General features: G+C 71.0%; 26 protein-coding genes. 8 read left to right on the forward strand and 18 right to left on the reverse strand.

The window, feature by feature from the left end; genetic code table 11:
* Positions 1–148: 148 nt before the first annotated feature.
* From Adu01nite_RS31940 to Adu01nite_RS31950, 3 genes are read right to left on the reverse strand one after another with little or no spacing between them, the layout of a single operon-like run.
* Entirely contained in the window at positions 149–973 is an 825-nt protein-coding gene (locus Adu01nite_RS31940) for an oxidoreductase (protein WP_203732422.1), read from the reverse strand.
* Entirely contained in the window at positions 970–1,344 is a 375-nt protein-coding gene (locus Adu01nite_RS31945) for a DUF2255 family protein (RefSeq protein ID WP_203732425.1), read from the reverse strand. The genes Adu01nite_RS31940 and Adu01nite_RS31945 overlap by 4 nt, the downstream gene beginning before the upstream one ends.
* Positions 1,341–2,192: a helix-turn-helix transcriptional regulator gene (locus Adu01nite_RS31950; RefSeq protein ID WP_203732427.1), complete on the reverse strand. Its 852-nt coding sequence runs from the start codon at positions 2,190–2,192 to the stop codon at positions 1,341–1,343. The genes Adu01nite_RS31945 and Adu01nite_RS31950 overlap by 4 nt, the downstream gene beginning before the upstream one ends.
* Before the next feature lie 75 nt (positions 2,193–2,267).
* On the opposite strand from Adu01nite_RS31950, the gene Adu01nite_RS31955 reads away from it, so the two are divergent.
* The gene (locus Adu01nite_RS31955; RefSeq protein ID WP_203732712.1) at positions 2,268–2,465 is read left to right on the forward strand and encodes a hypothetical protein; all 198 of its coding nucleotides are present in this window, start codon (positions 2,268–2,270) and stop codon (positions 2,463–2,465) included.
* Here Adu01nite_RS31955 and Adu01nite_RS31960 read toward each other — a convergent pair.
* Positions 2,462–3,886: an NAD(P)/FAD-dependent oxidoreductase gene (locus Adu01nite_RS31960; protein ID WP_203732429.1), complete on the reverse strand. Its 1,425-nt coding sequence runs from the start codon at positions 3,884–3,886 to the stop codon at positions 2,462–2,464. The genes Adu01nite_RS31955 and Adu01nite_RS31960 overlap by 4 nt on opposite strands.
* Before the next feature lie 49 nt (positions 3,887–3,935).
* On the opposite strand from Adu01nite_RS31960, the gene Adu01nite_RS31965 reads away from it, so the two are divergent.
* The gene (locus Adu01nite_RS31965; RefSeq protein ID WP_203732431.1) at positions 3,936–4,592 is read left to right on the forward strand and encodes a TetR/AcrR family transcriptional regulator; all 657 of its coding nucleotides are present in this window, start codon (positions 3,936–3,938) and stop codon (positions 4,590–4,592) included.
* Here Adu01nite_RS31965 and Adu01nite_RS31970 read toward each other — a convergent pair.
* The 6 genes from Adu01nite_RS31970 to Adu01nite_RS31995 all read right to left on the reverse strand — a co-directional run bounded on the left by Adu01nite_RS31970 (position 4,540) and on the right by Adu01nite_RS31995 (position 10,863).
* A complete protein-coding gene (locus Adu01nite_RS31970; protein ID WP_203732434.1) occupies positions 4,540–5,601 on the reverse strand; it encodes an ABC transporter ATP-binding protein in 1,062 nt (353 codons plus the stop codon). The two genes, Adu01nite_RS31965 and Adu01nite_RS31970, sit on opposite strands and share 53 nt — an antisense overlap.
* Positions 5,598–6,356, reverse strand: a complete 759-nt coding sequence (locus Adu01nite_RS31975) for an ABC transporter permease (RefSeq protein WP_203732436.1) — start codon at positions 6,354–6,356, stop codon at positions 5,598–5,600. The genes Adu01nite_RS31970 and Adu01nite_RS31975 overlap by 4 nt, the downstream gene beginning before the upstream one ends.
* Positions 6,349–7,200, reverse strand: a complete 852-nt coding sequence (locus tag Adu01nite_RS31980) for an ABC transporter permease (RefSeq protein WP_203732438.1) — start codon at positions 7,198–7,200, stop codon at positions 6,349–6,351. Before Adu01nite_RS31980 ends, Adu01nite_RS31975 begins: the two co-directional genes overlap by 8 nt.
* Before the next feature lie 2 nt (positions 7,201–7,202).
* Positions 7,203–8,321 carry a polyamine ABC transporter substrate-binding protein gene (locus tag Adu01nite_RS31985; RefSeq protein WP_203732440.1) on the reverse strand — a complete coding sequence of 373 codons (1,119 nt, stop codon included), beginning with the start codon at positions 8,319–8,321 and terminating at the stop codon, positions 7,203–7,205.
* 122 nt (positions 8,322–8,443) lie between these two features.
* Positions 8,444–10,183: a sensor histidine kinase gene (locus Adu01nite_RS31990; protein ID WP_203732442.1), complete on the reverse strand. Its 1,740-nt coding sequence runs from the start codon at positions 10,181–10,183 to the stop codon at positions 8,444–8,446.
* Positions 10,180–10,863 (reverse strand): response regulator transcription factor, encoded by a 684-nt coding sequence (locus Adu01nite_RS31995; RefSeq protein WP_239132846.1) that lies wholly within the window; start codon positions 10,861–10,863, stop codon positions 10,180–10,182. Before Adu01nite_RS31995 ends, Adu01nite_RS31990 begins: the two co-directional genes overlap by 4 nt.
* A gap of 141 nt (positions 10,864–11,004) precedes the next feature.
* Here Adu01nite_RS31995 and asnB point away from each other — a divergent pair, with 141 nt between their 5' ends.
* A complete protein-coding gene (gene asnB / locus Adu01nite_RS32000) occupies positions 11,005–12,918 on the forward strand; it encodes an asparagine synthase (glutamine-hydrolyzing) (protein WP_203732446.1) in 1,914 nt (637 codons plus the stop codon).
* Here the strand turns inward: asnB and Adu01nite_RS32005 are convergent.
* On the reverse strand, positions 12,866–13,294 hold the full coding sequence (locus Adu01nite_RS32005) for a glycoside hydrolase family protein (protein ID WP_203732448.1): 429 nt from the start codon (positions 13,292–13,294) through the stop codon (positions 12,866–12,868). The two genes, asnB and Adu01nite_RS32005, sit on opposite strands and share 53 nt — an antisense overlap.
* A gap of 55 nt (positions 13,295–13,349) precedes the next feature.
* Entirely contained in the window at positions 13,350–14,285 is a 936-nt protein-coding gene (locus tag Adu01nite_RS32010; RefSeq protein ID WP_203732450.1) for a hypothetical protein, read from the reverse strand.
* A 307-nt stretch (positions 14,286–14,592) separates the two neighbouring features.
* Here Adu01nite_RS32010 and Adu01nite_RS32015 point away from each other — a divergent pair, with 307 nt between their 5' ends.
* The gene (locus tag Adu01nite_RS32015; protein ID WP_203732453.1) at positions 14,593–15,873 is read left to right on the forward strand and encodes an acyl-CoA dehydrogenase family protein; all 1,281 of its coding nucleotides are present in this window, start codon (positions 14,593–14,595) and stop codon (positions 15,871–15,873) included.
* Between the two features lie 13 nt (positions 15,874–15,886).
* Here Adu01nite_RS32015 and Adu01nite_RS32020 read toward each other — a convergent pair whose 3' ends face one another.
* Positions 15,887–16,396 carry a flavin reductase family protein gene (locus tag Adu01nite_RS32020; RefSeq protein ID WP_203732455.1) on the reverse strand — a complete coding sequence of 170 codons (510 nt, stop codon included), beginning with the start codon at positions 16,394–16,396 and terminating at the stop codon, positions 15,887–15,889.
* Positions 16,393–17,358 carry an LLM class flavin-dependent oxidoreductase gene (locus Adu01nite_RS32025; RefSeq protein WP_239132861.1) on the reverse strand — a complete coding sequence of 322 codons (966 nt, stop codon included), beginning with the start codon at positions 17,356–17,358 and terminating at the stop codon, positions 16,393–16,395. The genes Adu01nite_RS32020 and Adu01nite_RS32025 overlap by 4 nt, the downstream gene beginning before the upstream one ends.
* Before the next feature lie 217 nt (positions 17,359–17,575).
* Between Adu01nite_RS32025 and Adu01nite_RS32030 the strand changes: the two genes are divergently transcribed.
* Together Adu01nite_RS32030 and Adu01nite_RS32035 are read left to right on the forward strand one after the other, a co-directional pair.
* Positions 17,576–18,271, forward strand: coding sequence for an AfsR/SARP family transcriptional regulator (locus tag Adu01nite_RS32030; RefSeq protein WP_203732457.1), 696 nt, complete (start codon positions 17,576–17,578; stop codon positions 18,269–18,271).
* 90 nt (positions 18,272–18,361) lie between these two features.
* The gene (locus Adu01nite_RS32035) at positions 18,362–18,787 is read left to right on the forward strand and encodes a hypothetical protein (protein WP_203732459.1); all 426 of its coding nucleotides are present in this window, start codon (positions 18,362–18,364) and stop codon (positions 18,785–18,787) included.
* A gap of 47 nt (positions 18,788–18,834) precedes the next feature.
* Here the strand turns inward: Adu01nite_RS32035 and Adu01nite_RS32040 are convergent, their stop codons facing one another.
* The 4 genes from Adu01nite_RS32040 to Adu01nite_RS32055 form a co-directional block, all read right to left on the reverse strand.
* On the reverse strand, positions 18,835–19,614 hold the full coding sequence (locus Adu01nite_RS32040) for an ABC transporter permease (RefSeq protein ID WP_203732461.1): 780 nt from the start codon (positions 19,612–19,614) through the stop codon (positions 18,835–18,837).
* Between the two features lies 1 nt (position 19,615).
* Entirely contained in the window at positions 19,616–20,401 is a 786-nt protein-coding gene (locus tag Adu01nite_RS32045; protein WP_203732463.1) for an ABC transporter permease, read from the reverse strand.
* Positions 20,398–21,402 (reverse strand): ABC transporter ATP-binding protein, encoded by a 1,005-nt coding sequence (locus tag Adu01nite_RS32050; RefSeq protein ID WP_203732465.1) that lies wholly within the window; start codon positions 21,400–21,402, stop codon positions 20,398–20,400. The genes Adu01nite_RS32045 and Adu01nite_RS32050 overlap by 4 nt, the downstream gene beginning before the upstream one ends.
* A 128-nt stretch (positions 21,403–21,530) precedes the next feature.
* Entirely contained in the window at positions 21,531–23,492 is a 1,962-nt protein-coding gene (locus Adu01nite_RS32055; protein ID WP_203732468.1) for an Hsp70 family protein, read from the reverse strand.
* A 207-nt stretch (positions 23,493–23,699) separates the two neighbouring features.
* Between Adu01nite_RS32055 and Adu01nite_RS32060 the strand changes: the two genes are divergently transcribed.
* Together Adu01nite_RS32060 and Adu01nite_RS32065 are read left to right on the forward strand one after the other, a co-directional pair.
* Positions 23,700–25,001, forward strand: coding sequence for a cytochrome P450 (locus Adu01nite_RS32060; protein ID WP_203732471.1), 1,302 nt, complete (start codon positions 23,700–23,702; stop codon positions 24,999–25,001).
* Between the two features lie 10 nt (positions 25,002–25,011).
* Positions 25,012–25,800 (forward strand): maleylpyruvate isomerase N-terminal domain-containing protein, encoded by a 789-nt coding sequence (locus Adu01nite_RS32065; RefSeq protein ID WP_203732474.1) that lies wholly within the window; start codon positions 25,012–25,014, stop codon positions 25,798–25,800.
* The last annotated feature ends 43 nt before the right edge of the window (positions 25,801–25,843 follow it).

The following is a 25,843-nucleotide window of genomic DNA, read 5'->3' on the forward strand; positions in this document are numbered from 1 at the left end:
GCAGGAAGCGCAGGTCCACCCACGAAGCGCAGGTCCACCCACGAAGCGCAGGTCCACTCAGGTCCGCGCAGGCGAAGCGCAGAAGGCATGCAGGTCCGCGCAGGCGAAGCGCATGGCGCGCTGGGGGCGCGCGGACGGGCCGAGGTCCTCAGAAATCGGTGCCGGTGGAGAGTGAGCGCCATTCCTCGACGTCGGCGTGCTGGGCGGCCAGCACTTCGGTTATCGCGGCCACCGCGTCGCTTCCCAGCATCAGGAGCTCGGGTGCCTTTCCGCTCCTCACCACCGTGATCAACGCCTGGGCCGCCAAAGCCGGAGAGCCGGGCTGGGTGCCGTGGGCGGTGTCGTGCTCCTTGCGGCGCACGCCCGCCGTCGGCGCGTAGTCGGCTATCGGGGACGCCGCCTGGGTCAGTGACCGGCCCGCGAAGTCGGTGCGGAAAGCGCCCGGCTCCACCGCCGTCACCGTGATGCCCAGCGGCTGCAATTCCTTGCGCAGCGAGCCTGACATGCCCTCGAGCGCCGCCTTCGACGCCGAGTAATAGCCGGACCCGGCCGGGTTGATCCGGGCGCCGATCGACGAGATGTTGAGGATCGCCCCGCTGCGGCGCGCTCGCATGCCCGGCAGCACCGCCTTGATCATGGCGACCGCCCCGAAGAAGTTGGTGGCGAAGAGCCGCTGCACGGCGTCGTCCTCGCCTTCCTCGACGGCCGCCCGATAGCCGTACCCGGCGTTGTTGACCAGCACATCGACCGCCCCGAAGCGCTCCCCGGCCGCCGCGACGGCGGCGGCGATCTGCCCGGCGTCGGTGACATCAAGAGCAAGAGCCAAAGCGCTTGCCGGGTACGCCTCGGCGAGGTCCGCAACGTTGGCGATGTCGCGGGCCGTGACCACCGCGTTGTCGCCACCTTCGAGGACTGCCAGGGCCAGCGCGCGCCCGAGCCCGGAGGAGCACCCGGTGATCAGCCAGGTACTCATGCGAGCGCCAGGCGAATAGTGACCGGCGCGGCCTTCGCCCCGACGACGGCGCCGACGATCGCCGGCCCGTACCGGTCGTATTTGGTGTGATATTCCCGATCGATGGCCGGGCCGGTCGACTCGGCGGCGAGGGTGAAGCTGACGTCGCGTTCGAGCCCGGCCGCCCGGATGCGCCCCGCGCCGGCGGCGACGGCCCGGCGGAACCAGGGATTCTGCGAGCCGTGGGCACTGCGTACGTAAAGGTCGTTGCCGGCCCGGACCACCCAGATGATCACGTAGGGCCGCAGTGTGCCGTCGGCCCGCCGGGAAGCGATCCGCAGTTCGTCGGCCCCGCTGATGGCGGCGAGCTCGGCGGAGGTCCAGGCGGTCATCGGGCGTGCTCCGGCGCGGTCCAGCTGGCCAGCAGCCGCAGGGCGTCGAACTCGGGGCTGCCCGGCGACGCGTGGTAGGCGTTGAGCCGCAACCCGGTGTCGGCGGTCAGCTCCATCGATTCGTACCCGAGGGTGAGATCACCGACCTCCGGATGGTGCAGGCGTTTCACCCCGGTCGCGTGCAGGCGCACGTTGTGCACCGCCCACCAGCTGCGGAAAACCTCACTGCGGGTGCTCAGCTCGCCCACCAGGTCACTGAGCTTCTTATCGTACGGATCCCGCCCGGCCTCGGCCCGCAGCAGCGCGACCACGTCGCCCGCCAACTCTTCCCAGTCGAGGTAGAACTCCTGGGCCGCGGCATCCAGGAAGATGAACCGGGCCAAATTAGGCGGTCCGGCGAACAGCGGCGAGAAAACCGCCCGCCCGAGCGCGTTCACCCCGAGGATGTCGAGCCGCCCGTTCCGCACGTAGGCCGGCGACATCGTCATCGAGTCCAGCACCTGTTGCACGCCGGGCCGGAGGCTGGCCGACGTGCGGCGCCGGCCGCGCACGGTGGAGATCGTCGCGTTGGCGGTCCGGGCGAGATCGAGCAGGTGGATCCGCTCGGCGTCGTCGAGCTGCAGAGCGCGGGCGAGCGCTTCGAGGACGCTGTCGGAGACCCCGGAGAGGTTCCCGCGTTCGAGCCGCGTGTAGTAGTCGACGCTGACCCCGGCCAGCATCGCCACCTCTTCGCGCCGTAGCCCGCTGACCCGCCGCCGCGACCCGAAGTCCGGCAGGCCGGCCTGCGACGGCGTGATCTTCCCGCGCCGGCTGGTCAGGAAATCGCGGATCTCCGCCCGGTTGTCCATGCCCCAACGCTACGAGCCCGGGGCCGCATCAGGGAGGTTCTGTCGTTACCGGTTTACGCTGCGAGGGTGGCGGAGATGCGACGGTGCCCGCGGTGCGGTCATCCGACCCGTGCCGACCGGATGGTCAAGGGGTTCGGCCGGGAGTGCGCGACCCAGATGGGCCTGGTCGGCGGCTCGGTCGACGTCGGCCACGAGGGCCCGGACCTGCTGGATGTGCTGGGTGAGCTGACCGAGGACGCGTGTGACGGCGCGGATCGACCGGCGGACCGTTAGCTGTCGAAACCGACGCCGAAGTGATCGAGGAGCCGTAGCCAGGCCCCGCGCCGGCCGTTGGCGTCGGCCCGGATCATCTGCTGCCGGGTGAACGCCACCACCGGCCAGCGCAGCGGCTCCGGCGGGAACGGCACCCCACGCCGGCGCACCATGGCCAGCTCGGTCAACTCGGACGGCTCGCCGCGCAGCAGGTCGAGTGCCACCCGCGCGCCGAACCGGGAGGACGCCACGCCCAGCCCGGTGTAGCCGACCGCGTACGCCACCCGGCCGCCGTGCGCGGTGCCGAAGATCGGCGTGAACCGGCTCGTCGAGTCGATCACCCCACCCCACCGGTGGGTGAAGCGCAGCCCGTCGAGCTGCGGGAACGTCGCGAAGAACTGCCGGGCCAGCAGCTCGTGGGTGGCGGCCCGCTGCTCGTAGGCGGGCCGCACCCGGCCACCGAAGTGGTAGATCGCGTCGTACCCGCCCCAGAGGATCCGCCCGTCCGCGGTCGGCCGGTAGTAGTGGAACTGGTTGCCGTTGTCGGTGAGCCCCTGCCGCTCGTCCCAGCCGATCGACGCCCACTGCGCCGCCGACAGCGGCTCGGTGACCAGCACGTGGTCGTAGACCGGCAGCACCCACGGCCGGATCCGGCGCAGCGGCGACGGAAACGCGTTGGTGGCGACCAGGACCTGTCCGGCGCGGACCGCACCGCCGGGCGTGCGGAGCTGAAGGCCGGCCCCGGAGCGACGCAGACCGGTCACCGGGGACCGGTCGTGGCGCCGCACGCCGAGCGCGTCGGCGAGCCGGGCCAGCCCGTGGACCAGCGCGGCCGGGTCGACCAGCCCGCCGGACTCGTGGATGCGCAGCCCGCCCAGGTAGGTGGGCGAGTGCACGCCCGCGCGGGCCTGTTCGGCGTCGAGCAGGGTGACCCGGTCGCCGATCTCCCGGTGCGCGCCGGCGAGCCCGGCCAGCTCGCCGAGGTGGTGCGGGGCCAGCGCGAACGTGGTCTTGCCGACGAGCCGCAGGTCGGCGTCGATGCCGTGGCCGGCGACCGTGGCGGCGATCTCGGCGAGGTTGCGGCGGCCGAGCTCGACCAGCCGCGGGAAGTCCCCGGGCCAGCGGGCCCGGCCGTGCCCGAGGCCGTGGGTGAGCGACTCGCTGAGGAAGCCGCCGTTCCGCCCGGACGCGCCGTAGCCGGCATGCCGCGCTTCGAGGAGCAGCACGTCGGCGTCCGGGTCGTCCTGCTTGGCCTGGATGGCCGCCCACAGCCCGGTGAAGCCGCCGCCCGCGATGACCAGGTCGGCGGTGGTGCCGGCCGGGACCGGCGGGCGGGGTTCGGGGGCGTCGGCCCGGTCGGTCCAGAAGACGGCCGGCCGGGCATCGTCGAGCGCTGAGGAGCGGAAGGGCCCGGCGGGTAGGGTCGGCTTGCGTTCGGACATGGGCTCCACCTGGTTCGGACCTGAATCGGTATGCAAATAGGGCAGGACGATGACGACTCCTCGTAAGCGCCGCGCCGACCGCCAGCAGGACCTGATCGAGGCGGCCCGGCGCGCGATGGTGCTGCATGGCACCGACGGCGTACACCTCAAGCAGATCGCGGCCGAGGCCGGCTTGACCTCCGGCGCGGTGCTCTACCACTACGCCGACATGCAGGACCTGCTGCTCGACGCGCACCACGCCGGGATGGAGCGGTTCTACGAGCACCGGGTCAAGCGGATCGCCGAGGTCGACGACCCGGTCGAGAAGCTGGTGGTGACCGTCCGCTCGGGGCTGCCGTCCGGTTCGGACGACCTCGACGTGCGGCTGCTCTGCGAGCTGGGTGGCGCGGCCGGCCGCAACCGGGTCTACGCCGCCCTGCTCACCACGCTGTTCGACCGTCAGGTGTCGATGTACCAGACGATTCTCGAGTCCGGCGTCCTGCAGGGCGTGTTCACCCTGGCCGACCACCCGGTCACGATCGGCCGCAACCTGGTGGCGCTCGAAGACGCCTACGGCTACCGGATCGTGGCCCGGCACCCGACCATCGGCGTCGCCGAGGCCGAGGAGCTGATCCTGAGCTACGCACGCGGGATGACCGGCAACCAACTGACGGTCACCCCGAAGCGGCCGGCTGGATCAGGACGGCCTCGGCCTCGCTCCAGCTGAGATCAACCTCCTGATCGGGTACGAAGCCGGGTGCGCCCTGCCGCTGCACCTGGATCGGCGTGGCCCGATCGGCGACCCGGACCGCGAACCGTGACGTGCCGCCGTAGAAGCTGACGTCGAGCACGGTGCCGCGCAGCACGGCGTCGTCGAGGCCGGTCCCGATCCGGATCTGCTCCGGCCGCACCGCGAGCACCGCGGCGTCCCCCTCGGCGATGGTGTCGGGGACGCTGGGCAAGCCGGGCAACACGGTGCCGTCGAGCAGGCCACCCGGCACGGCCGTACCCGCAAAGAAGTTGTTGCCTCCGATGAAGTCGGCGACGAAGTGCGTGCGCGGCGCGCCGTAGAGGGCGACCGGCGTGTCCACCTGCTCGACCCGGCCGTGGTTGAGCACCGCGATCCGGTCGGCCATCGACATCGCCTCCTCCTGGTCGTGGGTGACCACCACGAACGTGATGCCGACCTCGTGCTGCAGCTGCTTGAGCCAGAGCTGCATCTCCGCCCGGACCTTGCGGTCCAGTGCGGACAGCGGCTCGTCGAGCAGCAGCAGCCGGGGGCGTTTCACGATCGCCCGGGCCAGCGCGACCCGCTGCCGCTGGCCGCCGGAGAGCTGATGCGGGCGGCGTTTCGCGGCGCCGGCCAGGCCGACCCGGTCGAGCACCTCGCCGACCCGCTCGCGGATCTCGGCCCGGCCGAGCTTCTCCCGCTCCAGGCCGTAGGCGACGTTCTTCTCGACGCTCAGGTGCGGGAAGAGGGCGTACGACTGGAACATCAGGTTGACCGGCCGCCGGTGGGCCGGGATCGCGGTCAGGTCGTCGGCGCCGAGGGTGACGGTGCCGGCGTCCGGGGATTCGAAGCCGGCCAGGATCCGCAGCAGCGTGGTCTTGCCGCAGCCGCTCGGGCCGAGCAGCGCGAAGAACTCGCCCTCCCGGATGTCGAGCGAGACCCCGTCGAGGGCGGTCACGTCGCCGAAACTGCGGCGTACGTCGGTGATCGTCAGCAGGGAGGTCATCGGCGCTCCGTCAACCTGGTCAGTCGCTGCACGGCCAGGATCGCGGTGAAGGTGACCGCGAGCAGGACCGTGGCGAGGGCGTTGATCTCCGGGGTGACCCCGAAGCGAACCATCGAGTAGATGACGATCGGCAGGGTCGGCGACTGCGGACCGGCGGTGAAGAAGGCAATCACGAACTCGTCGACGGAGAGGGTGAAGGCCAGCAGCGCGCCGGCCACGATGCCGGGCGCCAGGGTGGGCAGGGTGATCCGCAGGAACGTGGTGAGCCCGTTCGCGCCGAGGTCCCGGGAGGCTTCCTCGAGCGCCGGGTCGGCGGAGGTCAGGCGGGTGCGGACCACGGCGGCGACCGCGGCGGTGCCGAACACGGCGTGCGCGAGGAGCACCGAGTACAGCCCGAGGGTGAGCTGGATCAGCGAGTAGAACGCGAGCAGCCCGATCGCCATCACGATGTCCGGCAGGATCACCGGCAGGGTGGCGATCGCGTCGAGCACCTTGGACCGGGTGTGCCGGGCCAGGCCGACCGCGAGCATGGTGCCGAGCACGGTGGCGATCGCGGTCGAGCCGGCCGCCACGATCAGGGTGTTCACCAGGCCGGTGCGGATCTCCTGGTCGTGGGCCAGCTCGGCGTACCAGCCGAGGCCGAAGCCGCTCCACGAGTACGGCGAGTCGCCGGCGTTGACCGACATCACCACGACGACCAGGATCGGGACGTACAGGAAGACGTACGCGAACCAGAACGGGATCTTCTTAAGCATGGTCACTTCCCTGCAGCCGGCGACCGCTCCAGGCCTGGATCAGCAGCAGGACCACCAGCATCGCCACCACGGCCAGGGCCAGGGTGGCGCCGAACGGCCAGTCCCGGGCCTTGAGGAACTGGTCGCGGACGAGGTTGCCGACCATCGCGGTGCGGCCGCCGCCGAGCAGCTCGGGCACCACGAAGTTGCCGAGGCTGGGCACGAAGACGAAGACGCAGCCGGTCAGCATCGCCGGCAAGGTCAGCGGCAGGGTGACGGTCCAGAACGCGCGGGCCGGGCGGGCGCCCAGGTTCGCGGCCGCCTCCAGCAGGTGGCCGTCCTGCTTCTCCAGGGAGGCGTAGAGCGGCAGCACCATCAGCGGCAGGTAGCTGTAGAGCAGCCCGGCGATGATCGCCGGCTTGGTGTAGAGCAGTTGCAGGGGTTCGTCGACCAGGCCCCAGCCGGTCAGGGCATCGTTGACCAGACCGGCCGGGCTGAGCAGGACGATCCAGGCGTACGTCCGGATCAGGAAGTTGGTCCAGAACGGCAGGACCAGGGCGACCAGGGCGATCGTCTTGGCCCGTTTCGGCAGGTGCGCGATGACGTACGCCGTCGGGTAGCCGATCAGCAGCGCCAGCAGGGTGGTCACCCCGGCGATCCACACCGAGGTGACCAGCACGTCCAGGTAGAGCGGGTCGACGGCCCGGCGGAAGTTCTCCGTGGTCGGCTCGTAGACCAGGCCGCCGAAGCGACCCCGCTGGAAGATCGTGTAGCTCAGCACCAGCGCCAGCGGCACCACCATCAGCGCGGTCAGGTAGCCGAGCCCCGGGCCCAGCAGGGTGATTCGCTCCAGCTTCGCCTTCATCGTCAGCTGGCCGTCACTTCGGTGACGATCCGGCTGTAGGTGGTCGCGCCCTCGCCCAGGTCGACGAGCGTCTCGCCCTTGAGCAGCTCGGCCGGGGTGGTGCCGAGGTTCGGGTACTTCTTGATCAGGGCGGGGTCGATCGCCTCCATGGCGGCCTTGTTCGGCACCTTGTAGAGGATGTTCTGCACCGCCCAGGAGTGGATCGCCGGGTCCAGGATGTAGTTGATGAAGGCGTGCGCGGCCTCCTTGTTCTTGGAGGTCTTGAGGATCACCATGGTGTCCACCCAGAGGTCGCTGCCCTCCTTCGGCACCGTGAACTTGATCTTCGCGTTGTCGGTGATGCCGTAGTTGCACCAGCCGTCCCACGCCTCGACCAGCGCCGCCTCCCCCGACACGAGCCGGGAGTAGAACGTGGTGTCGTCGTACGCCAGCAGCGACTTCTTCGTCGTGACCAGCTGCTCCTTCACCTTCGCCATCTCGGCGGCGTCGGTGGTGTTGGCCGAGTAGCCCAGCGACTTCTGGGCCGGCAGCATCAGCCACCGGTCGGTGCCCAGCATCGTGGTCTTCTTGGCCAGCGCCGGCTTCGGGTTGAGCAGGTCGTTCCAGCTGTCCGGCTCGTATCCGGTCAGGTCACTGCGGTAGCAGAGCCCGGTGGTCCCCCAGGTGTACGGCACCGAGTACTTGTTGCCCGGGTCGTACGCAAGGTTGGTGGCCTCGGGGTAGAGGTTTTTGAGGTTCGGGATCAGGTCGGCGTGGATCGGTTCGGCCAGCCCCTGCGCGGCGAGGGCCTGCGCGAACGGGCCGGAGACGAACGCGACGTCGATGCCGCTGTCCCCGCCCGCCGTCAGCTTGGCCATGATCTCTTCGTTGGTGGCGTGCTTGGTCACGGTGACCTTGGTGCCGACCTTCTTCTCGAAGGTGGCCGGCAGGTCGGCCGGCATGTAGGCGTCCCAGTTCGAGACGGTCAGTGACTGCTTGGTGAGGTCGGCGCTCGGGTTGAGGGCGTCCGGAGCGGCCTGCTCGGCGTTGGTTTCGCCGCCGCCGCATGCGGCCGCCGTCATGAGGAGCACGGTGGCCGCGGCCCCGGTCAGGGCACGACGGATCGAAGGAATGCGTGACACGTGGGTCTCCTCCAGGTGGGAGTTCCGGCCTGGCGGCTGAGTGTTGCAGCGCAACTCAGCTAACACAAGACTTCGAAACACGCCCATGACCTGGTAATTTGCATTTTACTTTGAATCTGAGTTCAGAACATGGCTCCGGAGCTGGGCGGGAGCAGCGGGAGCCGCACGGTGAAAGTCGTTCCGACGTGCGGGCGGCTCACCACCTCGACGCTGCCGCCGTGGTCGGTGACGATGCGGTGCGCGATGGTCAGGCCGAGGCCGGTGCCGCCGGTGGCCCGCTGCCGGGCCGGGTCGGCGCGCCAGAAGCGGTCGAAGACCCGGGCCAGGTCGCCGGCGTCGATGCCGACGCCGGTGTCCTGCACGGCCAGGATCGCCACCCCGCCCGCCACGAACACCCGGACCAGGATCTGCCCGCCGCGGTCGGTGTAGCGGATCGCGTTGGACAGCAGGTTGCCGATCACCTGGCGGAGACGGTCGCCGTCGCCGTCCACCCACACCGGTGCGGGCGCGTCGGCGGTCAGCGTCACGCCCGCCTCGGCGGCCACCGCGCGATGGGCGGTGGCGCTGGTCGAGGCCAGGTCGGCCAGGTCGAGCGGGGCCTTTGTGTAGCCCAGGTCGCCCGCCTCGGCCAGGGCCAGGACCTGCAGGTCGTCGAGGATCCGGCGCTGCAGCAGGGTTTCCTCGTGCAGCGATGCGAACAGCTCCCGGCTCGGTTCGACGATGCCGTCGGACAGGCCTTCGAGGTAGCCGCGGAGGTTCGACAACGGCGTACGCATCTCGTGCGCGACATCGGCGATCAGCCGGCGCTGGCGCTCCTCGCTGCGTTGCACCGCCTCGGCCATCGCGTTGAACGACTGGGACAGCCGGGCCAGTTCGCCGCCGCCGCGGGTCGGCACCCGGGTGTCGAGGTGACCGCCGGCGAGTTCCCGGGACGCCGCGGTCAGGCGCCGGACCGGGCGGCTGACCTGCCGGGCGATCAGCGCGGTGCCGAGGGTGGCCAGGACGAGCAGGCCGGCCGCACCGTAGAGGGCGGGGCGGCCCAGCTCGCTCAGGTCGGTCTCGTCGCGGCCGCCCAGGTAGAGCTGCAGCGGCTCCGCCGAGGTGGTGGCGACCGCGTTGGTGAAGCCGGTCTGCAGGCAGAAGTCGCCCTGGAACTCGGCCCGCTTGGCGATGCAGGCGTAGAACGCGGCGTTGACGTCGACCTGCCAGGACGTGTCGGCAAGGACCTTGGCAGTGGCCTGGCGCAGGCACGCCGGGTCGGCCCTCATCTGGGCCGCGGTCAGGTAGGGGGCGTCATCGGTGAGCAGCGCCGGGTCGGTCTTCGTCTTCTGGCCGTGGCAGCGCACCATCACCAGGGCGGCCCGGTACTGCGCGACCTGCCGGGCAGCGAGGGCCGGGGCGCTGCCGTTGAGCACGTCGGTCGGGGCCGGCCCGTAGATGTCGGTGAGCCGGGCCTTGGCGAGGTAGCCGTACACCTTGGGGTCACCGGCAGTGTTGATGATCTTGGTATCCAACAGGGGCCGGGGGTCGATGGCCAGCGAGGAGCCGCGGACCCCGCCGGACGGGCGGTTCTGGAGGGTGTCCGAGTCGGCCAGCACCTGGCCGTCGTCGGTGCGCAGCTGGATGTGCAGCTCGGTGCGCTCGGCCAGCGCGGCGACGACCACGTCGACGCCCGGCCAGTGACCGTGCCGGAGCCCGTACGACTGAATGGTGTCGATGATTTCGGTCTGATGCCGCACCTGCGCCTCGCGGGAGCGGGTGACCTCACGCTGGGTGAGGCTCAGGGTGAGCCAGGCGGTGGCCCCGATCGCGGTCACCGCGACCAGCATGACCAGCACGAACAGGCGCAGCCGGAAGCTCACCGGTCGGCCAGACGGTACCCGCGGCCGTAGACGGTCTGCACGTAGCGTGGTTCGGCCGGGTTCTTCTCGATCTTGCGGCGGAGGTTGACGACGTGCGCGTCGACGGTGCGGCCGGAGACCTCCTGCTCGAAGCCGAACGTCTTGTCGATGATCTCGCCGCGGGTGAAGACCCGGCCCGGCTCCCGGGCGAGCAGTTCGAGGATGCCGAACTCCTTGGCGGTGAGGCTGACCGGCTGACCCTCCACCCGCACCTCGAACCGCCCGGCGTCCACCTCGATCGGGCCGACCCGCAGCACCGAGGTGGCCGCATCGCCCGCGCCGGCGCGGCGCAGCAGGGCCCGCACCCGGGCGGTCAGCTCACGCGGGCTGACCGGCTTGGCCAGGTAGTCGTCGGCGCCGATGTCCAGGCCGAGCAGCATGTCGTTCTCCGACGAGCGCGCGGTGACCAGCAGGATCGCGACGTTCGACTCGGCGCGCAGGATCCGGCAGACGTCGAGCCCGTCGACCAGCGGCATCATCACATCGAGGACGATCAGATCGGGACGGCGCGCCCGGGCCTGGTCGAGAGCCGCCCGGCCGTCACCGACCGTGAGCACCTGGTGGCCTTCCCGCTCCAGATAGAGCCGGATGAGCTGCGCGTGCTTCGGGTCGTCGTCGGCCACGAGAATACGTGCGGTCACCGGCCGATTGTGACCGGCCCGTGCCACCGCGGCCAAGAAATGTGCGGAACCTATGAAGATCAGATCCGGTTCCGGTACGCGCATCGATCTTGACTTCTTCCGCACAAGTTCCTCACAGGTGGCCGCCTAGCGTGCCCCGCCATGTGTGGTTTCACAGTCTTCGTGAGCAGCCGGGCCCAGGCCGGGCACCCCGACCAGGACACGATCGCGACGTTCGCCCGCGCCCTGGAGGCCATGCACCACCGCGGGCCGGACGACACCAGGGTCGAATACGCCGACGGGATGGCGTTCGGCTTCAAGCGCCTCGCGATCGTCGACCGTTCGGAAAGTGCGCAGCCGCTGCACTACCCGGCGTCGGGTCCGCAGCAGGGCCGCTGGACCGTGGTGTTCAACGGCGAGATCTACAACTACCGGCAGCTGCGCAACGACCTGATGCGGGCCGGCGCGACGTTCACCACCAGCGGCGACACCGAGGTCCTGGCGGCGGCGTTCCACCACTGGGGCGCGGCCGCCCTGCCCCGGCTGCGCGGGATGTTCGCCTTCGCCGCCTACGACCACGCGACCGGCACCCTGCACGCGGCCCGCGACCCGTTCGGCATCAAGCCTCTCTATCTCCTGGAGACGACCGACGGGATCTTCCTGGCCAGCGAGCGGAAGGCCCTCAACGGTGCCGGCTCCCTGGACACCGACGCACTCGCCCACTACCTGACGTTCCAGTACGTCCCCGAGCCGATGACCCTGGACCGTCAGGTGCGCCGGCTGCCCCCGGGACACCGCCTGACCTGGACGCCGGGTGGCGGCCTGCGCCAGGAGCGCTACTTCCGGCCGTCGCTGCGCCCGCTGCACGTCCACCCCGAGGTGGCGGTCCAGGCCATCCAGGACGCGCTGCGCGACAGCGTCCGCGCCCACCTGCAGGCGGACGTGCCGGTCGGCGCGTTCCTGTCCAGCGGCGTCGACTCGTCCGCGGTCGTGGCGCTGGCCCGCGAGGTCCACCCGGATCTGCACGTCTTCACGGCCGGCTTCGCCCACGAGGGCTACTCCGAGATCGACATCGCAACCGACACGGCAAACCAGCTTGGCGTACGCATCACGCCCACCGTGGTCACCGAGGACGACGTGATCCGGGAGCTCCCCCGCATCATCCACCTGCTCGACGACCCGAGCGGCGACCCGTCGCTGATCCCGCTGTATTTCCTGGCCCGAACCGCATCGAGGTACGTGACGGTCGCGCTGTCCGGCGAGGGCTCGGACGAGCTGTTCGGCGGCTACACGATCTACCGGGAACCGGCGTCCCTGGCCGGGATAAACCGCCTGCCGGACGGCATGAAGCGCGGCCTGCGCACCCTGTCGCACGTGATGCCGGAGGGAATGCGCGGCCGCAGCTTCCTGGAGCGCGGCACCACCCCCATCGAGGAGCGCTACTACGGCAACGCCCGCATCTTCTCCCCCGAGGAGAAGGCCCAGCTGATGCGTTTCACCGCCGAACCCCACACATCGATAACCCAGCTTTTGTACGCCGAGACAGCGGACGTGGACGACGTGGCCTCGATGCAGTACGTGGATCTGCACACCTGGCTACCGGGCGACATCCTGCACAAGGCCGACCGCATGTCGATGGCCCACTCGCTGGAGCTGCGGGTCCCGTTCCTGGACAAGGCGGTATACGCCGCCGCGGCCGGCCTGCCGACGGCCCTGAAACTTCCCCCACACAGCCAGACCACGAAGCACGCGCTGCGCGAGGCGATGCGCGGCATAGTCCCCGAGTCGGTGCGCTCCCGCCGCAAACTGGGCTTCCCGACTCCCACCCGGATCTGGCTGAAGGGCACGATCGGCGACTGGGTCGGCGGCCTGCTGGCCGATTCCCAGGCGGGCTACTTACTGGACCTGACCTACGCCCAGCGCCTGCTGGCCGACCACCGCGCCGGCCTGGCCGACAACTCCCGCAAGGTGTGGACGGTGGCGATGTTCTGCCTGTGGCACGCGATGGCGGTGGAACACACGATCAACCCGCACCCGGCTTCGGCCGGCGAGATGGTGCGGTCAGCCGCCGGCTGAACCCGGCGGTGCTGCTGGTCCGTCGCCAGCTGATCAGATCGTCGGATGCGGCGTGGCCGATGCGCTGGACCCGGCCGTTCTCCTTGCGGGAGATGGCGGAGTAGAACAGGCGCCAGCGGCCGGCGTCGTCCCGCACGATCGAGCCGGTCCAGATGGCCAGGTCGTCCCAGGCCGGCGACGGTGCCGCGGTGAGGGCGTCGGGCAGGATGGTCCAGTTCGTCCAGTCGGCGCTGACGGCGTGCCCGATGGCCGCGTTGACATGGCGGGTGTCCGGGTCCCCGAGTGAGCGCGGGGCTTGGAGGAAGAACAGGTGCCGGTCGCCGCCGTCGACGACCGGCCAACTGTCCCAGAACCACATGTCGGGGCGTCGCAGCATGAGTCACCCCTTGACGCCGCTGGACGCGATCGAGACGGTGGCGATGGCCGTCATCCTAAGGCTGGAGCAGGGCGGTGCGCTCCTGATCGAGGAGGGTCAGTTCGGCTCGGGTCTCGTTGATTCGGGTGGCCAGGGCGGCGCGGATGCGGGCGACCCGGTTTGCTGCCTGGTCGAGGCGGCCGATGCCGTCCTTGATCTGGCCCCGGACGGACAGGTCGGTGAAGATGTTGTCCAGCCAGATGTCGGCGAAGCGGGTGAAGCCGCCCAGCTCCAGCGGGCCGGCCAGGGACGGCAGGGCCGGGTCGACGTCGCGCAGCTCGGCCTGGAGCACGACGAGGCGGCGGTCGGCCTCGGCCGCCCGGGTCGCCGCGTCGTCCAGGCGGTTGTGCTTGGCGATGCTGCTGAACGCGCCGCCGCCGAGGAACGTGTCGGCGGTGGACCAGTCGTCGGCCGACTGCAGGTGCCCGGCCGCCTCGGCCACCGCCTGCGCGGCGGCCCGGGCCGCGGTCTCCGCCTCGGTCAGCTCCTTGAGCTCGGCGGTGAGCCGCCCGCGCCGCTCGGCGAGCTCGGCCAGCCGCCGCCCCGGCCCCGAACCATCGGCCAGCAGCTGCCGCTCCTTCTCGGCGAGCAGCATCGCGTAGGTCGCGGGCGCGGTCGAGGTCTCCACCAGCCGCCTCTCGACCGCGGCCAGCTGGGCGCCGAGCACTTCGAGCCGGTCCTTCGCCTGGGCGACCCGGTAGCGGGCGGCTTCCGCCTCGGCCCGCTCCCGGTCGATCGCCTCCTCGCGGTTGCCCCGCAGCGTCGCCAGGAGCCGGGTCAGCGACATCTGCTCCAGGCGATCGACGTCCGCCTGCTCGATCGCATGCTGGCGGCGCAGCCTCTCCAGCTGCTGGCCGAGCCCCGCGATCGCGGCCGTGATCCCGCTCTTGCGCGACCCGAGCAGCTCCCGCTCGCGGATGTCGGCAGCCAGCCGGGCAAGGTCGTCATCCATGTGTGTCCGCATCCGATCGTCGTTCGTTGGGCCTCCCTTGAGGAAAGCCGAAGCGCGCAACCGCCGGCCCGATTTCCTTGATAGCGGGGTCTGCGCGGCGCGGGTCGGACTTCGATTTCCTTGATGTCGGGGCCTCGGTCGTGCGGCGAGACACCGATTTCCTGGATCTCGGCCTCTGGCCGCCGTTGCGAGGCCCCAACTTCCGCGAAATCGGTAGCCCTGCGAGACGTCCGGCCGGAACCGTGTGAACAGTTACAAACTTGGACCCGGCCTTGTTTTCCTATCGCGCCGATAGGATATTGGAGGTATGGCCACTGAACTGACCGAGCGCTTCGCGCCGATCTTTGACCGCATCCGTGCCAATGCCGGTGCGCATGAGCGCGACCGTTCGCTTCCCTACGACGAGGTGCGGTGGTTGGCTGAGGCCGGGTTCGGGGCGCTGCGGTTCGACGGGGTCAGCCTCGGCGAGTTCTTCGAGTTGCTCGTTCAGCTTGCCGCCGCCGACTCCAACCTTCCGCAGATCTGGCGCAACCACATCGCGTTCGTCGAGGACCGGCGGCAACCCGAGCCGGTCGAGCAGAACGCCCGCTGGCGCAAGGTCATCGCGGACGGTGCGGTGGTCGGTGGGGCCTGGTCGGAACGCGCCGGTGACTTCGGGGCGCTCACCACCGTGCTCGGCGAGGACGGGCTGGTCACCGGGGTCAAGTACTACAGCACCGGCAGCATCTTCGCCGACTGGATCACCGTGCTGGCCAAGCGCGGGGACGAGTTCGTTCTCGCCGTCGTCGACGCGAAGGCGGACGGGGTCGAGGTCGTCGACGACTGGGGTGGGGTCGGGCAGCGCACCACCGGCAGTGGCACCGCCCGGTTCACCGGCGTAGCCGCCGACGACGTCTTCCCGTTCGCCGATCGGGCGCCCTATCAGGAGGCCGTCTACCAGCTCGTGCACCTCGCCACCCTGGCCGGCATCGGGCGCGCCGCGCATCGCGATCTGGTTGACGCCGTGCGCAACCGCAGCCGCGCCTACCGCCACGGGGTCGGCGACGTCGCCCGCGAGGACGCCCAGGTGCTCGCGGTGGTCGGCCGGGTCGCCGGTCTCGCCTACGCCGCCGAGGCGGCGGTCCTGGGGGCGGCGCGGGCTCTCGACGGCATCACCGACGCCGCGTCGGTCCATCCGGCGACGATCATGGTGTACGAGGCTCAGGTCGCCGTCACCGAGCTGGTTCTGCAGGCCACGACCCTGCTGTACGACGCGCTCAGCTCCTCCGCCCTGGATGCGGGCACCCAGCTCGACCGGCACTGGCGCAACGCCCGCACGATCACCTCGCACAACCCGCGCATCTACAAGGAGCGCCTGGTCGGCGACTGGCACGTCAACGCGGTGCCGCCGAGCCTGGGCTTCGACAAGCCGCAAGACGAGCCGCAAGCCAAGCCGCAAGCCAAGCCGCAAGACGAGCCGCAAGCCAAGCCGCAAGCCAAGCCGCAAGCCAAGCCGCAAGACGAGCCGCAAGACGAGCCGCAAGACGAGCCGCAAGACGAGCCGCAAGACGAGCCGCAAGAGGCCGCGGCGCGGGCCGCGACCTCCTGAAAGCCGGGCCGGTTCAGCCGCCGTTGTGCAGGCGGCCGAACCGGCTTCGGTGGAAGACCAGCGGGGACGGCTCGGCGTGGCCGCCGTGGTGGACCGCGTGCAGCTGCAACAGGATGATCGTGTGGTCGCCGGCCAGCACCTCGCGGTAGATCGTGGTGTCGAAGTGGGCCAGGCCGTCGTCCAGGGTGACCGCGCCGTCATCGGTGGCGGTCAGCGACAGGCCGTCGAAGCGGCGTTCGACCGGGCCGGCCAGCTGGCGGGCGACCGTCGAGTGGTGGTCGGCGAGGATCGTGACGCCCAGGTGCGCGGCGCGGCGCAGGTCGGGCCAGGTCTTCGAGGCGTTCGCGATGGAGAAGGAGACCAGCGGCGGGTCGAGGCTGACCGAGGTGAACGAGCTGGCGGCCAGGCCGACCGGCTCGCCGTTGACCAGGGCGGCCACCGCCACCACGCCGCTCGGGAAGATGCCGAAGACCTCCCGCAGCCGAGAAGGGTCGAGATCCTGATTGGTCCGCAACGCTGTCATCGTGCCTCCTTGACGGAAGGGGCGCCGAACGGCACCGCCGACCCCGACCGCCGGCTGGGCGCCGGGTGCTGCCACAACCCCCGCCGGGTCAGCTCGGGCAGGACGCCCTCGCCGAACCGGTAGGACTCCTCCAGGTGCGGGTAACCGGAGAGGACGAATTCACTGATGCCGGCCGCCGCGTACTCCTCGATGAGGTCGGCGACCTCGGTGTGCGAACCGACCAGGGCGGTCCCCGCGCCGCCCCGGACCAGGCCGACGCCGGCCCACAGGTTCGGGTAGATCTCCAGGCCGTCCTTGGTGCCGCCGTTCAGGGCCAGCATCCGCTTCTGGCCCTCGGACTCGCTGCGGCTCAGGCCGGCCCGGATCGTCCGGATCTGCTCCTCGGAGATGCCGTCGAGCAGCCGGCCGGCCTCGGCCCACGCTTCCTCGGCGGTGTCCCGGGCGATGACGTGCACGCGGAGGCCGTACCGGAGCTCGCGTCCTTCCTTGTCGGCGAGGGTGCGCACCCGGTCGATCTTCTCGGCGACCGCCGCGGGTGGCTCGCCCCAGGTCAGGTAGACGTCGACGTGCTTGGCCGCGACATCCAGCGCGGCCGGCGAGGAACCGCCGAAGTAGACCTCCGGGAGCGGGTCCGGGATCTGCGCGAGGGCGGCGTTCTCCAGCTGGTAGTGCCGGCCCTCGTGGGTGACCGTCTCGCCGGACCACAGTGCCTTGACGATCTGCAGGAACTCCGCACATCGCTCGTAGCGGGCGTCCTTGTCCAGGTAGTCGCCGAACATCCGCTGCTCGTGCGCCTCGCCCCCGGTGACCACGTTGAGCAGGAGCCGGCCGCCGGAGAGGTTCTGGAACGTCCCGGCCATCTGGGCGGCCAGGAACGGCGCGACCAGCCCGGGCCGGAAGGCGACCAGGAACTTCAGCCGTTGCTCCGACTGGGCGTTGCCGATCCGCTGCCCGGCGAGCACCTCGCCGAAGAGCCACTTCCGCTGGGCGTCGGTGCCCTGCAGGTCCTGGAACACCTGCGCGAGCTGGCCGGCCGCCCGCTACCGGCCCGGACCGCCTGAAAGACGTTGATCTGACGGGATTCCGACCGTCCGTAACCCGATTGACAACCCGGAGTCACGGCGGAAGCTGAGGGCGACAGCCCCCGCCCATCTTCGTCCGGCTTCCGCGGAGGCGACGATGACCGAATCACCACCCTGTCCGCGGCTCTCGCTTCTCGGCGCCTGGCAGCTCAGTGCCGGTGGGCGGCCGATCGCGGTGGGCCGCAACGGAAAACGGCTCCTCGCGTTCCTCGCCGTGCACGGCACCTGCGACCGCTCCTTCGTGGCCGGAGCGCTCTGGCCCGACTCCTCCGACCTTCGCGCCAACGGCAACCTGCGGGCCACCCTGCACCGGCTGCAACCGCCCGGCCTGCTCCGCGCGCCCGTCGGCGGCGCCCTGTCGATGTGCGCGTCGGTGCAGGTCGACACGGCCCGCGTGGTGGCCGCGGCGGCCCGGGTCCTGGACGGCCCGCCGGCCGCGCCGGACCGCATCACCCTGCGCGAACTCACCGTCGACGAGCTGCTCACCGGCTGGTACGACGACTGGGTCCTGCACGAACGGGAACGGCTGCGGCAGCTGCGCCTGCACGCCCTGGAGGCGCTGTCCGACCGGTTCCTGCGGGCCGGCGACGCCGCGGCCGCGGTGGAGGCCGCGCTCGCCACGGTGGCGCTGGAACCGTTGCGGGAGAGCGCGCACGGCGCGGTCATCCGCGCCCATCTGGTCGAGGGCAACCGCGCCGAGGCCCTGCAGCAGTTCGGCCGCCTGCGCCATCTGCTCCGCGGCGAACTCGGCGTCGAGCCGTCCAGAAAAGTCGCCGAACTCTTCCGGCGGTGAACGGTGACGGAACTGTCACGCCCCTGTCACGCGGCGCCGATGAAGCTGCTGCCACATCAGCCTGCGCCAACTCACGCAGAGGAGCGTCCCATGCCAGGTTTCCACGACGTCGAGGCGATCACCGTCTACCCGACCGACCCGAAGGACTCCTTCCGGGTCCCGACGGTGGAGAAGGCCGCCGGCTTCGAGATCCATCTCGAGGGTGAGGCCGGCAACGGGGTGACCGGCCCGAGTTCGATCACGCCTTACACCGCCGCCATCCAGATCTTCAACCTCACCCAGTTCAAGCTGGTCAAGGTCGACACCCCGGCCGGCAACGCGACCGGCAACATCGGCGTCGGCCAGACCTGGAACGTCAACAACCAGGCGTTCGTCTTCACCGTGGCCCCGGGCTCGCCGCACATCAACGTGGGCGACCTGCTGGAGGTCATCGGGACGATCCGGTCCGGCAACCCGTCCGGCGACGCCACGAACGACTTCTCCCGGGTCCGCAGTGAACTCTTCGAAGTGATCTAGCAACGCACGCCGGGCGGAGGAATCACCTCCTCCGCCCGGCGGCGCTCCTAGTTGCCGGCGCTCTCGTAGCGGCGCAGCCCACGCTTGAAGATCAGCGCGGCCATGCCGACGCAGTAGGCGGCGACCAGCGGTGTCAGCAGGCCCAGCCATCGCGACGAGCCGGTGTTCAGCAGGTAGGCGATCGGGAAGAAGCTGATGAAGGCGAACGGCAGGGCCAGGCCGAGCACCGCCTTCAGCGCGACCGGGTAGATCGACAGTGGGAAGCGGGCCAGGTCGCCGACCTGGTGCATGGCGAAGGCGAACATCGGGCTCGGGCTGGTCGACCAGAAGCACACCGCGTTGGTGGCCAGGTTGAGCGACACCTTGATGACGATCGAGCTGATCAGCAGCAGCACACCGACGGCGGCCCGCCACGGCGTCCAGTCGATGGCCGAGTGGGCCAGGCCGGCGCCGATCATCAGGCTGCCGGTGACGATGTTGCTGAGGCCGTTGATGCCGAGCCAGTGGCTGCTCACCTGGAGCACCACCGGGTACGGCCGAACCAGGTAGTAGTCCAGGTCGCCCCGGTTGATCATCCAGGCGAGGTTCCACATGCCGTCGAAGAACAGCGAGCCGACGCCCTCGGCCAGGGCGACCGCGCCGAACATCATCAGCACCGACCAGAACGTCCAGCCGTTGATCGCCGGGACCTTCGCGAACAGCGCCGCCAGGAAGACGATGTTGATCACCTGCATGAGCACCGTGGCCGCGACCAGGATCAGGAAGTCGGTCTCGTACTCCAGCAACGACCGGAAGTGCGCGCCGAGCAGCCGCAGGTAGAGCCGCATGTCAGCCTCCGTTCACGGTGAGCCGGCGCAGCGCGGCCCGCCAGACCAGGCGGGCGCCGAACCACAGCACGAGCACCCAGCCGAGCTGCACCGCGACCAGGACGAGGGCCTCGCGCCCGTGCACCCGGCCCAGGAAGATCAGCGCGGGGGTCGAGGTGAGCCCGGCGAACGGGGACCACTGCGCCGCCGTCGCCAGCCAGTGCGGCAGGTAGACCAGCGGGATCAGCGCCCCGGACAGCAGGTTCACCACGGCGAGCCGCGCCCACTGCACGCCCATGAAGTTCTGCGTCCAGAAACAGGCGAGCGTGCTGACATAGACGATCAAGAACTTGAGGGGTACGAGGATGAGCATGCTCGCCGCGAACAGGGCGAGGGCCGGCCCGGCCGGGATGTCCACGCCGCCGGTGAGGGCGACCACGACGCCGATCACCGCGGCGATCAGCAGGATCTCGATCCAGAGCCCGCCGAGCGACTCGGCCAGCCGCGCCTTCTGGTAGTCGATCGGCTTGACCAGGTCGAGCGCCACGTCCCCGTCGAGGATGCGCGACGCCATCCGGAAGTCGCCGAGGATCGACACGACCGTGCCGGCCGCGAACGCCACCAGCAGGTAGGCCCGCATCTGCGGCCAGGTGAAGCCGTTGACCGGCGACCGCGCCAGGATCACGCCCCACACCGCGAGCAACGCGACGAGCTGACCGAGCACCGCGCCCATCCCGAGGAGCAGGCTGAGCCGGTAGGCCAGGGCCGCCTTCGCGGTCGCCCGGGCCAGGGCCCGGTAACCCTTCATCGGGGCAGCACCAGCTCGCCGGAGTAGACCCGGCGGATGACGTCCTCGATGCTCGGCTCGTCGACCCGGAAGTCGACCAGGTCGGTGAGGGTGGCGAGCACGGTCACCACCTGACCGGCGGTCATCGCGAAACGGTCGAAGCGTACGGCGTACTTCAATGGGCTTTCTTCTTCGGTGACCTCCGCGCCCGGCAGGGACGCGCGCAGGGTTTCCAGCGGCACCGGCCCGGCCGTCTCGACGTGCAGGATGCGCTCGCGGGCGAAGCTGTCCTTCACCGACTCCAGATCGCCGTCGAAGATGATCCGGCCCTCGTCGATGATCACCAGCCGGCGGCAGAAGCCCTCGATGTCGGCCAGGTCGTGGCTGGTCAGCATGACCGTGATGCCCTCGTCGCGCAGGCTGCGGAAGAACTCCCGGACCCGGTCCTTGACGGCCAGGTCGAGCCCGATGGTCGGCTCGTCCAGATAGACCACCTGCGGGCCGTGCACGAGCGCGGCCGCCAGGTCGGCCCGCATCCGCTGGCCGAGCGACAGCTTCCGGCCGATCACCGGCAGGATCTCGCCGAGTTCGAGGACGTCGTCGAAGCGGGCCAGCCGCTTGCGGTAGGTGGCGTGATCGACCTGGTAGATGTCCCGCAGCACGCCGAGGGACTCGGCGACCGGAAGATCCCACCAGAGCTGCGTACGCTGCCCGAACAGCACCCCGATCCGGTGTGCCACGGTGGTCCGGTCGCGCTGCGGGTGCAGCCCGTCGATCCGGACCTCGCCCTCGGTCGGCACCAGGATGCCGCAGAGCAGCTTGACGGTGGTCGACTTGCCGGCCCCGTTCGGCCCGACGTAGGCGACCGCCTCGCCGGCCTCGATGGACAGGTCGACGTGGTCGACCGCGACCTTCTCGACGTAGCGCCGGGCCAGCAGATGCTTGACCGAGCCGGCCAGGCCGGTGCCCTTGTCCGGCCGGCGGAAAACCTTGGTGAGACCCCGCGCCTCGACGATCGGCATGCGAAAGCCACCCCCGTGTGCTCGCCGGCATTGACGGCTATCACCCTACGGAGACGGTTACCGGCCGCAATCGATTTCCGGTGGGGGCAGAGCCGTGCTTAGTGGAGGTCGGCGATCAGGCCGTCCCGTCAGCAGGTCAGGGCGATCCGGTCGAAACGGGCGCGGAACGGGGTGGGTTTCGCGCCGTTCTGGGCCCGGTTGAGAGCGGCCACGCCGACCCGGACCGACGCCGGCAGCTTCATCTGGATGGTCGCCAGGTCGGTGTAGAACGTCTGGTCGGCCGGGCGCCAGGAACCGGTGACGGTGCTGCCCACGCGTTTCATCCGCAGGACCAGCCGGGTGGCGGTGGTCTTGATCGGGTGCTGGTCGGGCTGGGTGCCGTGCACCCATTGGTGCGGGCCGCCGTTCTTGTATTCGAAACCGACCGTGCCGGACGCCCCGAAACCCCGTTCCATGCGTACGTAACTGGTCGCGCCGTTCCACAGCAGCAGCCCGGCGCCCTGGTAGAACACCGACGGCGCCGCCTCGACGGTGGCCTCCAGCACGAAGTCGCCGGTGATCGGGCGCAGCAGCATCGGCGCGGTCAGGTTGGTCTCGTAGATGTCGGCGCCGTCGGGCACGGTCAGGTCGGCCACCCCGCTGCTGACGTCGATCGTCAGGTCCTTGCGGTTGCGTTCCCAGGCCCCGGCGAGGGTGGTGCCGTCGAAGTCGTCGACGAAGCCACAGGCGGGGGTGCCGGCCGCACTTGAGGGCAGGGCGGCGGGGCTGCCGCCGTCGTCGCGCAACTGCCACACCGCGACCGGGACACCGACGGCGATCACCAGCACGGCGGCGGCCGCGACGAGCCGGCGGACGCGGTTCCGGCGCGGGCCGGTCGGCAGCACCTCGGTGGCCTCGGCCGGGGTGGCCCGGCCGACGGCGAGCTCCAGCGTCGGCGGCGGGCCGGGCGGCACCGGGAGCGGCACCGGCTCGGCGGGCAGCGGCGCGGCCGGAACCGGGGTGGGCACCGGGGCGGCGGCGGGTCGCGCGGACGGCGTACGCACATCGGTCAGCCTCGCCGCGCCCAGCGCGATGCTGTGTTCCGGGTCGGGGTCGACCACCACCGGCCGGCCGAACTCGGTGCCCACCAGCGAGCTGATCAGCGGAATCCGGGACGACCCGCCGGCCAGCAGGACCGCCCGGAGCCGGTCGGGGGCGACCTCGGCCGAGCGCAGCGCGCGGCCCAGCGCCCGCACCGTCTCCTGCAGCGGCGGCGCGATCATCGCCTCGAACTCGCGCCGGGTCAGCCGCACCCGGGTGTGCAGGCCGGGCAGCGCCACCGGGATCATCACCTCGGTGTCGAAGGAGAGCGCCTCCTTGGCGTCGACGCAGTCCCGCCGCAGCCGGGCGAGCGCCGCGACCAGCTCGGGATCGTCGCCGGACAGCCGCTCGGCCGGCAGCACACCGGTGACGTGGTCGAAGACCGCCTCGTCGAAGTCGATCCCGCCGAGCTGCTCGATCCCCTCCGGCGCGCCGAGCAGCTCGAACCCGGCCGCGGTGCGCCGCAGCACGGCCGCGTCGAAGGTGCCGCCACCGAGGTCGTAGACGGCCACCACGTCGCCGTCGGACATGCGCTCACCGGCCGCGTACGAGATCGCCGCCGCCTCCGGCTCGCTGCGCAGCACCACCGGCGGTGCGTCGGCCATCCGCGCCGCCTGTTCGAGGAGGTCCCGCTTGTAGGGACCCCAGTTGGCCGGGCAGGTCAGCACCACCGACGCGGGCGGGCCCTGCTCGATCGTGGTGGCGACGCTGAGCACGTGCTCCAGCTGGCGGGCGAGCAGCGCGTGCGCCGAATAGGGCGAGCCGCCGACCAGCAGCGGCACCGGGTCGCCGACGCGCCGCTTGAACTCCCGGGCCAGCCGCTCCGGCTGCTGCTCACCACGGCGGGTGGCGGCCTCGCCGACAACGATCGGGCCGCTCTCCGGCAGGAAGATCACCGACGGGATCTCGGGCCGCCGGCCGCCGAGGCGGAGCACCTCGCCGACATCGCCGCGCCGGACCGCCGCCGCGGTCCAGGTGGTCCCCAGGTCCACGCCCAGCCCGTACGTCATCTCGGCCTTTCGTGATCTTTGCCGCCGCCTCCGAATAGCATCGACTGCGGGCTGGGCACGGACAAGGCCACAACGGACGGTTGCACCAAAGGCTGCACCCGCGCACATTCCGGACCAGGACTTTTAGTTCCGTGACCGGCCTCACTGCGTCCGTGGGATCTTGGGACCACTATCAAGTACGCCAACTCCTGGGGAAGAGAGGGCGACTTGCAAAAGACATTCTCGTCGGTCCGCCTGCGTCTGCTCGGCTGGGCCGCCCGTCGCTTCGCCGGAAAAGCCGGTTCGATCTCCTTCGGCGGCTCGCTCTCGATGCTGCCGGACAGCTCGCTGTTCCCACTCTTCCGCGACGGGCTCGACCCGGTGGCCGAGGTCGGCACCCTGCGCGAGCAGGAGCCGGTGAGTCGCCTGCCGCTGCCGCTGGGCGTCCGGGCCTGGCTGGTCACCGGCTACGAGCCGGTGCGGGCGGTGCTGGGCAGCCCCGACGGTTTCAGCAACGACTTCGGCCGGTTCGCCGCGCAGGTCGGGCTGGACGCGGGCCGGGAGCCGGGCGGTCTCGGCATGTCCGACCCGCCGATGCACACCCGGCTGCGCCGCCTGATCATGCCGGAGTTCACCATGCACCGGCTGGCCCGGCTGCAGCCGCGGATCGACGCCATCGTGACCGAGCGGCTCGACGCGATGTCCCGCAGCACCGGCCCGGTCGACCTGTGGCAGGAGTTCGCCCTGCCGGTGCCCGCGCTGACCATCTGCGAGCTGCTCGGCGTCCCCTACGCCGACCAGGCGCTGGTGCAGCAGTTCAGCACCGCCCGGTTCGACCTCGGCGACGGCGCCTACGCACCGCTCGACGCGATCAACGAGTCCCGGGCCTACCTGCGCGGCCTGGTCGCCGACCAGCGCCGCAAGCCGGGCGACGGGCTGATCGGGTCGCTGATCCGCGACCACGGCGACGAGCTCGACGACCAGGAGCTGGCCGGGCTGGCCGACGGCGTGCTCACCGGCGGGCTGGAAACCAGCGCCAGCATGCTCGCGCTCGGCGCCCTGGTGCTGATGACCCAGCCCGGGCTGGCCGCCCCGCTGCGCCGCGGCGAGTCACCGGACGCCCTGGTCGAGGAGCTGCTGCGCTACCTGACCGTGGTGCAGGTGGCGTTCCCCCGGTTCGCGGTCCGCGACCTCGAGGTGGCCGGCGCGTCGATCAAGGCCGGCGACATGGTGATGTGCTCGCTGAGCGCGGCCGACCGGGACGCCGTGCTCGGGCCGGGGATGGACGAGATCGACGCGGGTCGGCGCACCAGCCGCTCGCACCTGGCGTTCGGGCACGGCCTGCACCGCTGCGTCGGCGCCGAGCTGGCCCGGATGGAGCTGCGCATCGCGTACCCGGCCCTGGTCCGCCGTTTCCCGGCGATGCGCCCGGCGATCGACCCGGCCGAGCTGCCGATGCGCCGCGCCTCGATCGTCTTCGGTCTGGACGCCCTTCCGGTTGACCTCGGGCCGGTCCCGCCGCCGCTCTAGGCTGGGGGTCATGACTACCCTCGCTGCCGGCACCATCGCCGCCCTGCGCTCCGAGCACGACACCTTGGCCGCCGCGGCCGCCACCATCTCGCCCGACCAGCTCAAGGGCCCGTCCGGCGCCTCCGACTGGACCGTCGCGCAGGTCTTCTCGCACCTGGGCAGCGGCGCCGAGATCACGCTCGCCGCGCTCAAGGCCGGCCTGGGCGAGATCGAGAAGCCCGGCCCCGGCTTCAACCAGAGCGTGTGGGACCGCTGGAACGCGCTGAGCCCCGAGGACCAGGCGGCCGGCTCGGTCGAGTCGAACGCCACGCTGGTGGCCGCGCTCGAGGCACTGACCCCCGAGCAGCACGAGTCGGTCCAGATCAACCCGGGCTTCCTGCCGCAGGCGATCCCCCTCGCATCGTTCGCCGGCACCCGGCTGAGCGAGGTGGCCCACCACAGCTGGGACATCCGGGTCGCCCTCGACCCGGCCGCCGGCCTCCTCGGCGACTCGGCGACCGTGCTGGCCGAGCACCTGAGCGGCGGCCTGAGCTTCTACCTCGGCTTCATCGCCAAGCCCGACCTGGTCCGCGAGCCGGCCGTCGTCGACGTCACCGGCACGCCGTACCGCATCGTCCTCGGCGAGCAGATCAGCTTCACCACCGAGCCGGCCACCGCGACCGCGACCTTCGACGGCCCGCTCGAGGCGGCTCTGCGCCTGCTGGTCGGCCGCCTGAGCCCGCAGTACACCGCGCCCGGCATTGCGGTAACCGGCAATGTTTCCCTCGACGAGCTGCGGGCGGTATTCCCCGGCTTCTAAGAGCCATCGACGGGTGTTAGCATCCGGTCGCTCGCCGCTTGAG

The sequence above is a fragment of the Paractinoplanes durhamensis genome (assembly GCF_016862175.1).
Lineage (GTDB): Bacteria > Actinomycetota > Actinomycetes > Mycobacteriales > Micromonosporaceae > Actinoplanes > Actinoplanes durhamensis.

What these genes read in the sequence shown, in the direction of transcription:
- Adu01nite_RS31945 (WP_203732425.1), bottom strand. Translation starts at nt 1,344, where the DNA reads ATGACCGCCTGGACCTCCGCCGAGCTCGCCGCCATCAGCGGGGCCGAC.
- Adu01nite_RS31965 (WP_203732431.1), top strand. Translation starts at nt 3,936, where the DNA reads ATGACGACTCCTCGTAAGCGCCGCGCCGACCGCCAGCAGGACCTGATC.
- Adu01nite_RS32030 (WP_203732457.1), top strand. Translation starts at nt 17,576, where the DNA reads ATGACCGAATCACCACCCTGTCCGCGGCTCTCGCTTCTCGGCGCCTGG.
- Adu01nite_RS31940 (WP_203732422.1), bottom strand. Translation starts at nt 973, where the DNA reads ATGAGTACCTGGCTGATCACCGGGTGCTCCTCCGGGCTCGGGCGCGCG.
- Adu01nite_RS31960 (WP_203732429.1), bottom strand. Translation starts at nt 3,886, where the DNA reads ATGTCCGAACGCAAGCCGACCCTACCCGCCGGGCCCTTCCGCTCCTCA.
- Adu01nite_RS32055 (WP_203732468.1), bottom strand. Translation starts at nt 23,492, where the DNA reads ATGACGTACGGGCTGGGCGTGGACCTGGGGACCACCTGGACCGCGGCG.
- Adu01nite_RS32065 (WP_203732474.1), top strand. Translation starts at nt 25,012, where the DNA reads ATGACTACCCTCGCTGCCGGCACCATCGCCGCCCTGCGCTCCGAGCAC.
- Adu01nite_RS32050 (WP_203732465.1), bottom strand. Translation starts at nt 21,402, where the DNA reads ATGCCGATCGTCGAGGCGCGGGGTCTCACCAAGGTTTTCCGCCGGCCG.
- asnB (WP_203732446.1), top strand. Translation starts at nt 11,005, where the DNA reads ATGTGTGGTTTCACAGTCTTCGTGAGCAGCCGGGCCCAGGCCGGGCAC.
- Adu01nite_RS32035 (WP_203732459.1), top strand. Translation starts at nt 18,362, where the DNA reads ATGCCAGGTTTCCACGACGTCGAGGCGATCACCGTCTACCCGACCGAC.
- Adu01nite_RS32020 (WP_203732455.1), bottom strand. Translation starts at nt 16,396, where the DNA reads ATGACAGCGTTGCGGACCAATCAGGATCTCGACCCTTCTCGGCTGCGG.
- Adu01nite_RS32005 (WP_203732448.1), bottom strand. Translation starts at nt 13,294, where the DNA reads ATGCTGCGACGCCCCGACATGTGGTTCTGGGACAGTTGGCCGGTCGTC.
- Adu01nite_RS31970 (WP_203732434.1), bottom strand. Translation starts at nt 5,601, where the DNA reads ATGACCTCCCTGCTGACGATCACCGACGTACGCCGCAGTTTCGGCGAC.
- Adu01nite_RS32040 (WP_203732461.1), bottom strand. Translation starts at nt 19,614, where the DNA reads ATGCGGCTCTACCTGCGGCTGCTCGGCGCGCACTTCCGGTCGTTGCTG.
- Adu01nite_RS32010 (WP_203732450.1), bottom strand. Translation starts at nt 14,285, where the DNA reads ATGGATGACGACCTTGCCCGGCTGGCTGCCGACATCCGCGAGCGGGAG.
- Adu01nite_RS32015 (WP_203732453.1), top strand. Translation starts at nt 14,593, where the DNA reads ATGGCCACTGAACTGACCGAGCGCTTCGCGCCGATCTTTGACCGCATC.
- Adu01nite_RS31980 (WP_203732438.1), bottom strand. Translation starts at nt 7,200, where the DNA reads ATGAAGGCGAAGCTGGAGCGAATCACCCTGCTGGGCCCGGGGCTCGGC.
- Adu01nite_RS31950 (WP_203732427.1), bottom strand. Translation starts at nt 2,192, where the DNA reads ATGGACAACCGGGCGGAGATCCGCGATTTCCTGACCAGCCGGCGCGGG.
- Adu01nite_RS31955 (WP_203732712.1), top strand. Translation starts at nt 2,268, where the DNA reads ATGCGACGGTGCCCGCGGTGCGGTCATCCGACCCGTGCCGACCGGATG.
- Adu01nite_RS32045 (WP_203732463.1), bottom strand. Translation starts at nt 20,401, where the DNA reads ATGAAGGGTTACCGGGCCCTGGCCCGGGCGACCGCGAAGGCGGCCCTG.
- Adu01nite_RS31975 (WP_203732436.1), bottom strand. Translation starts at nt 6,356, where the DNA reads ATGCTTAAGAAGATCCCGTTCTGGTTCGCGTACGTCTTCCTGTACGTC.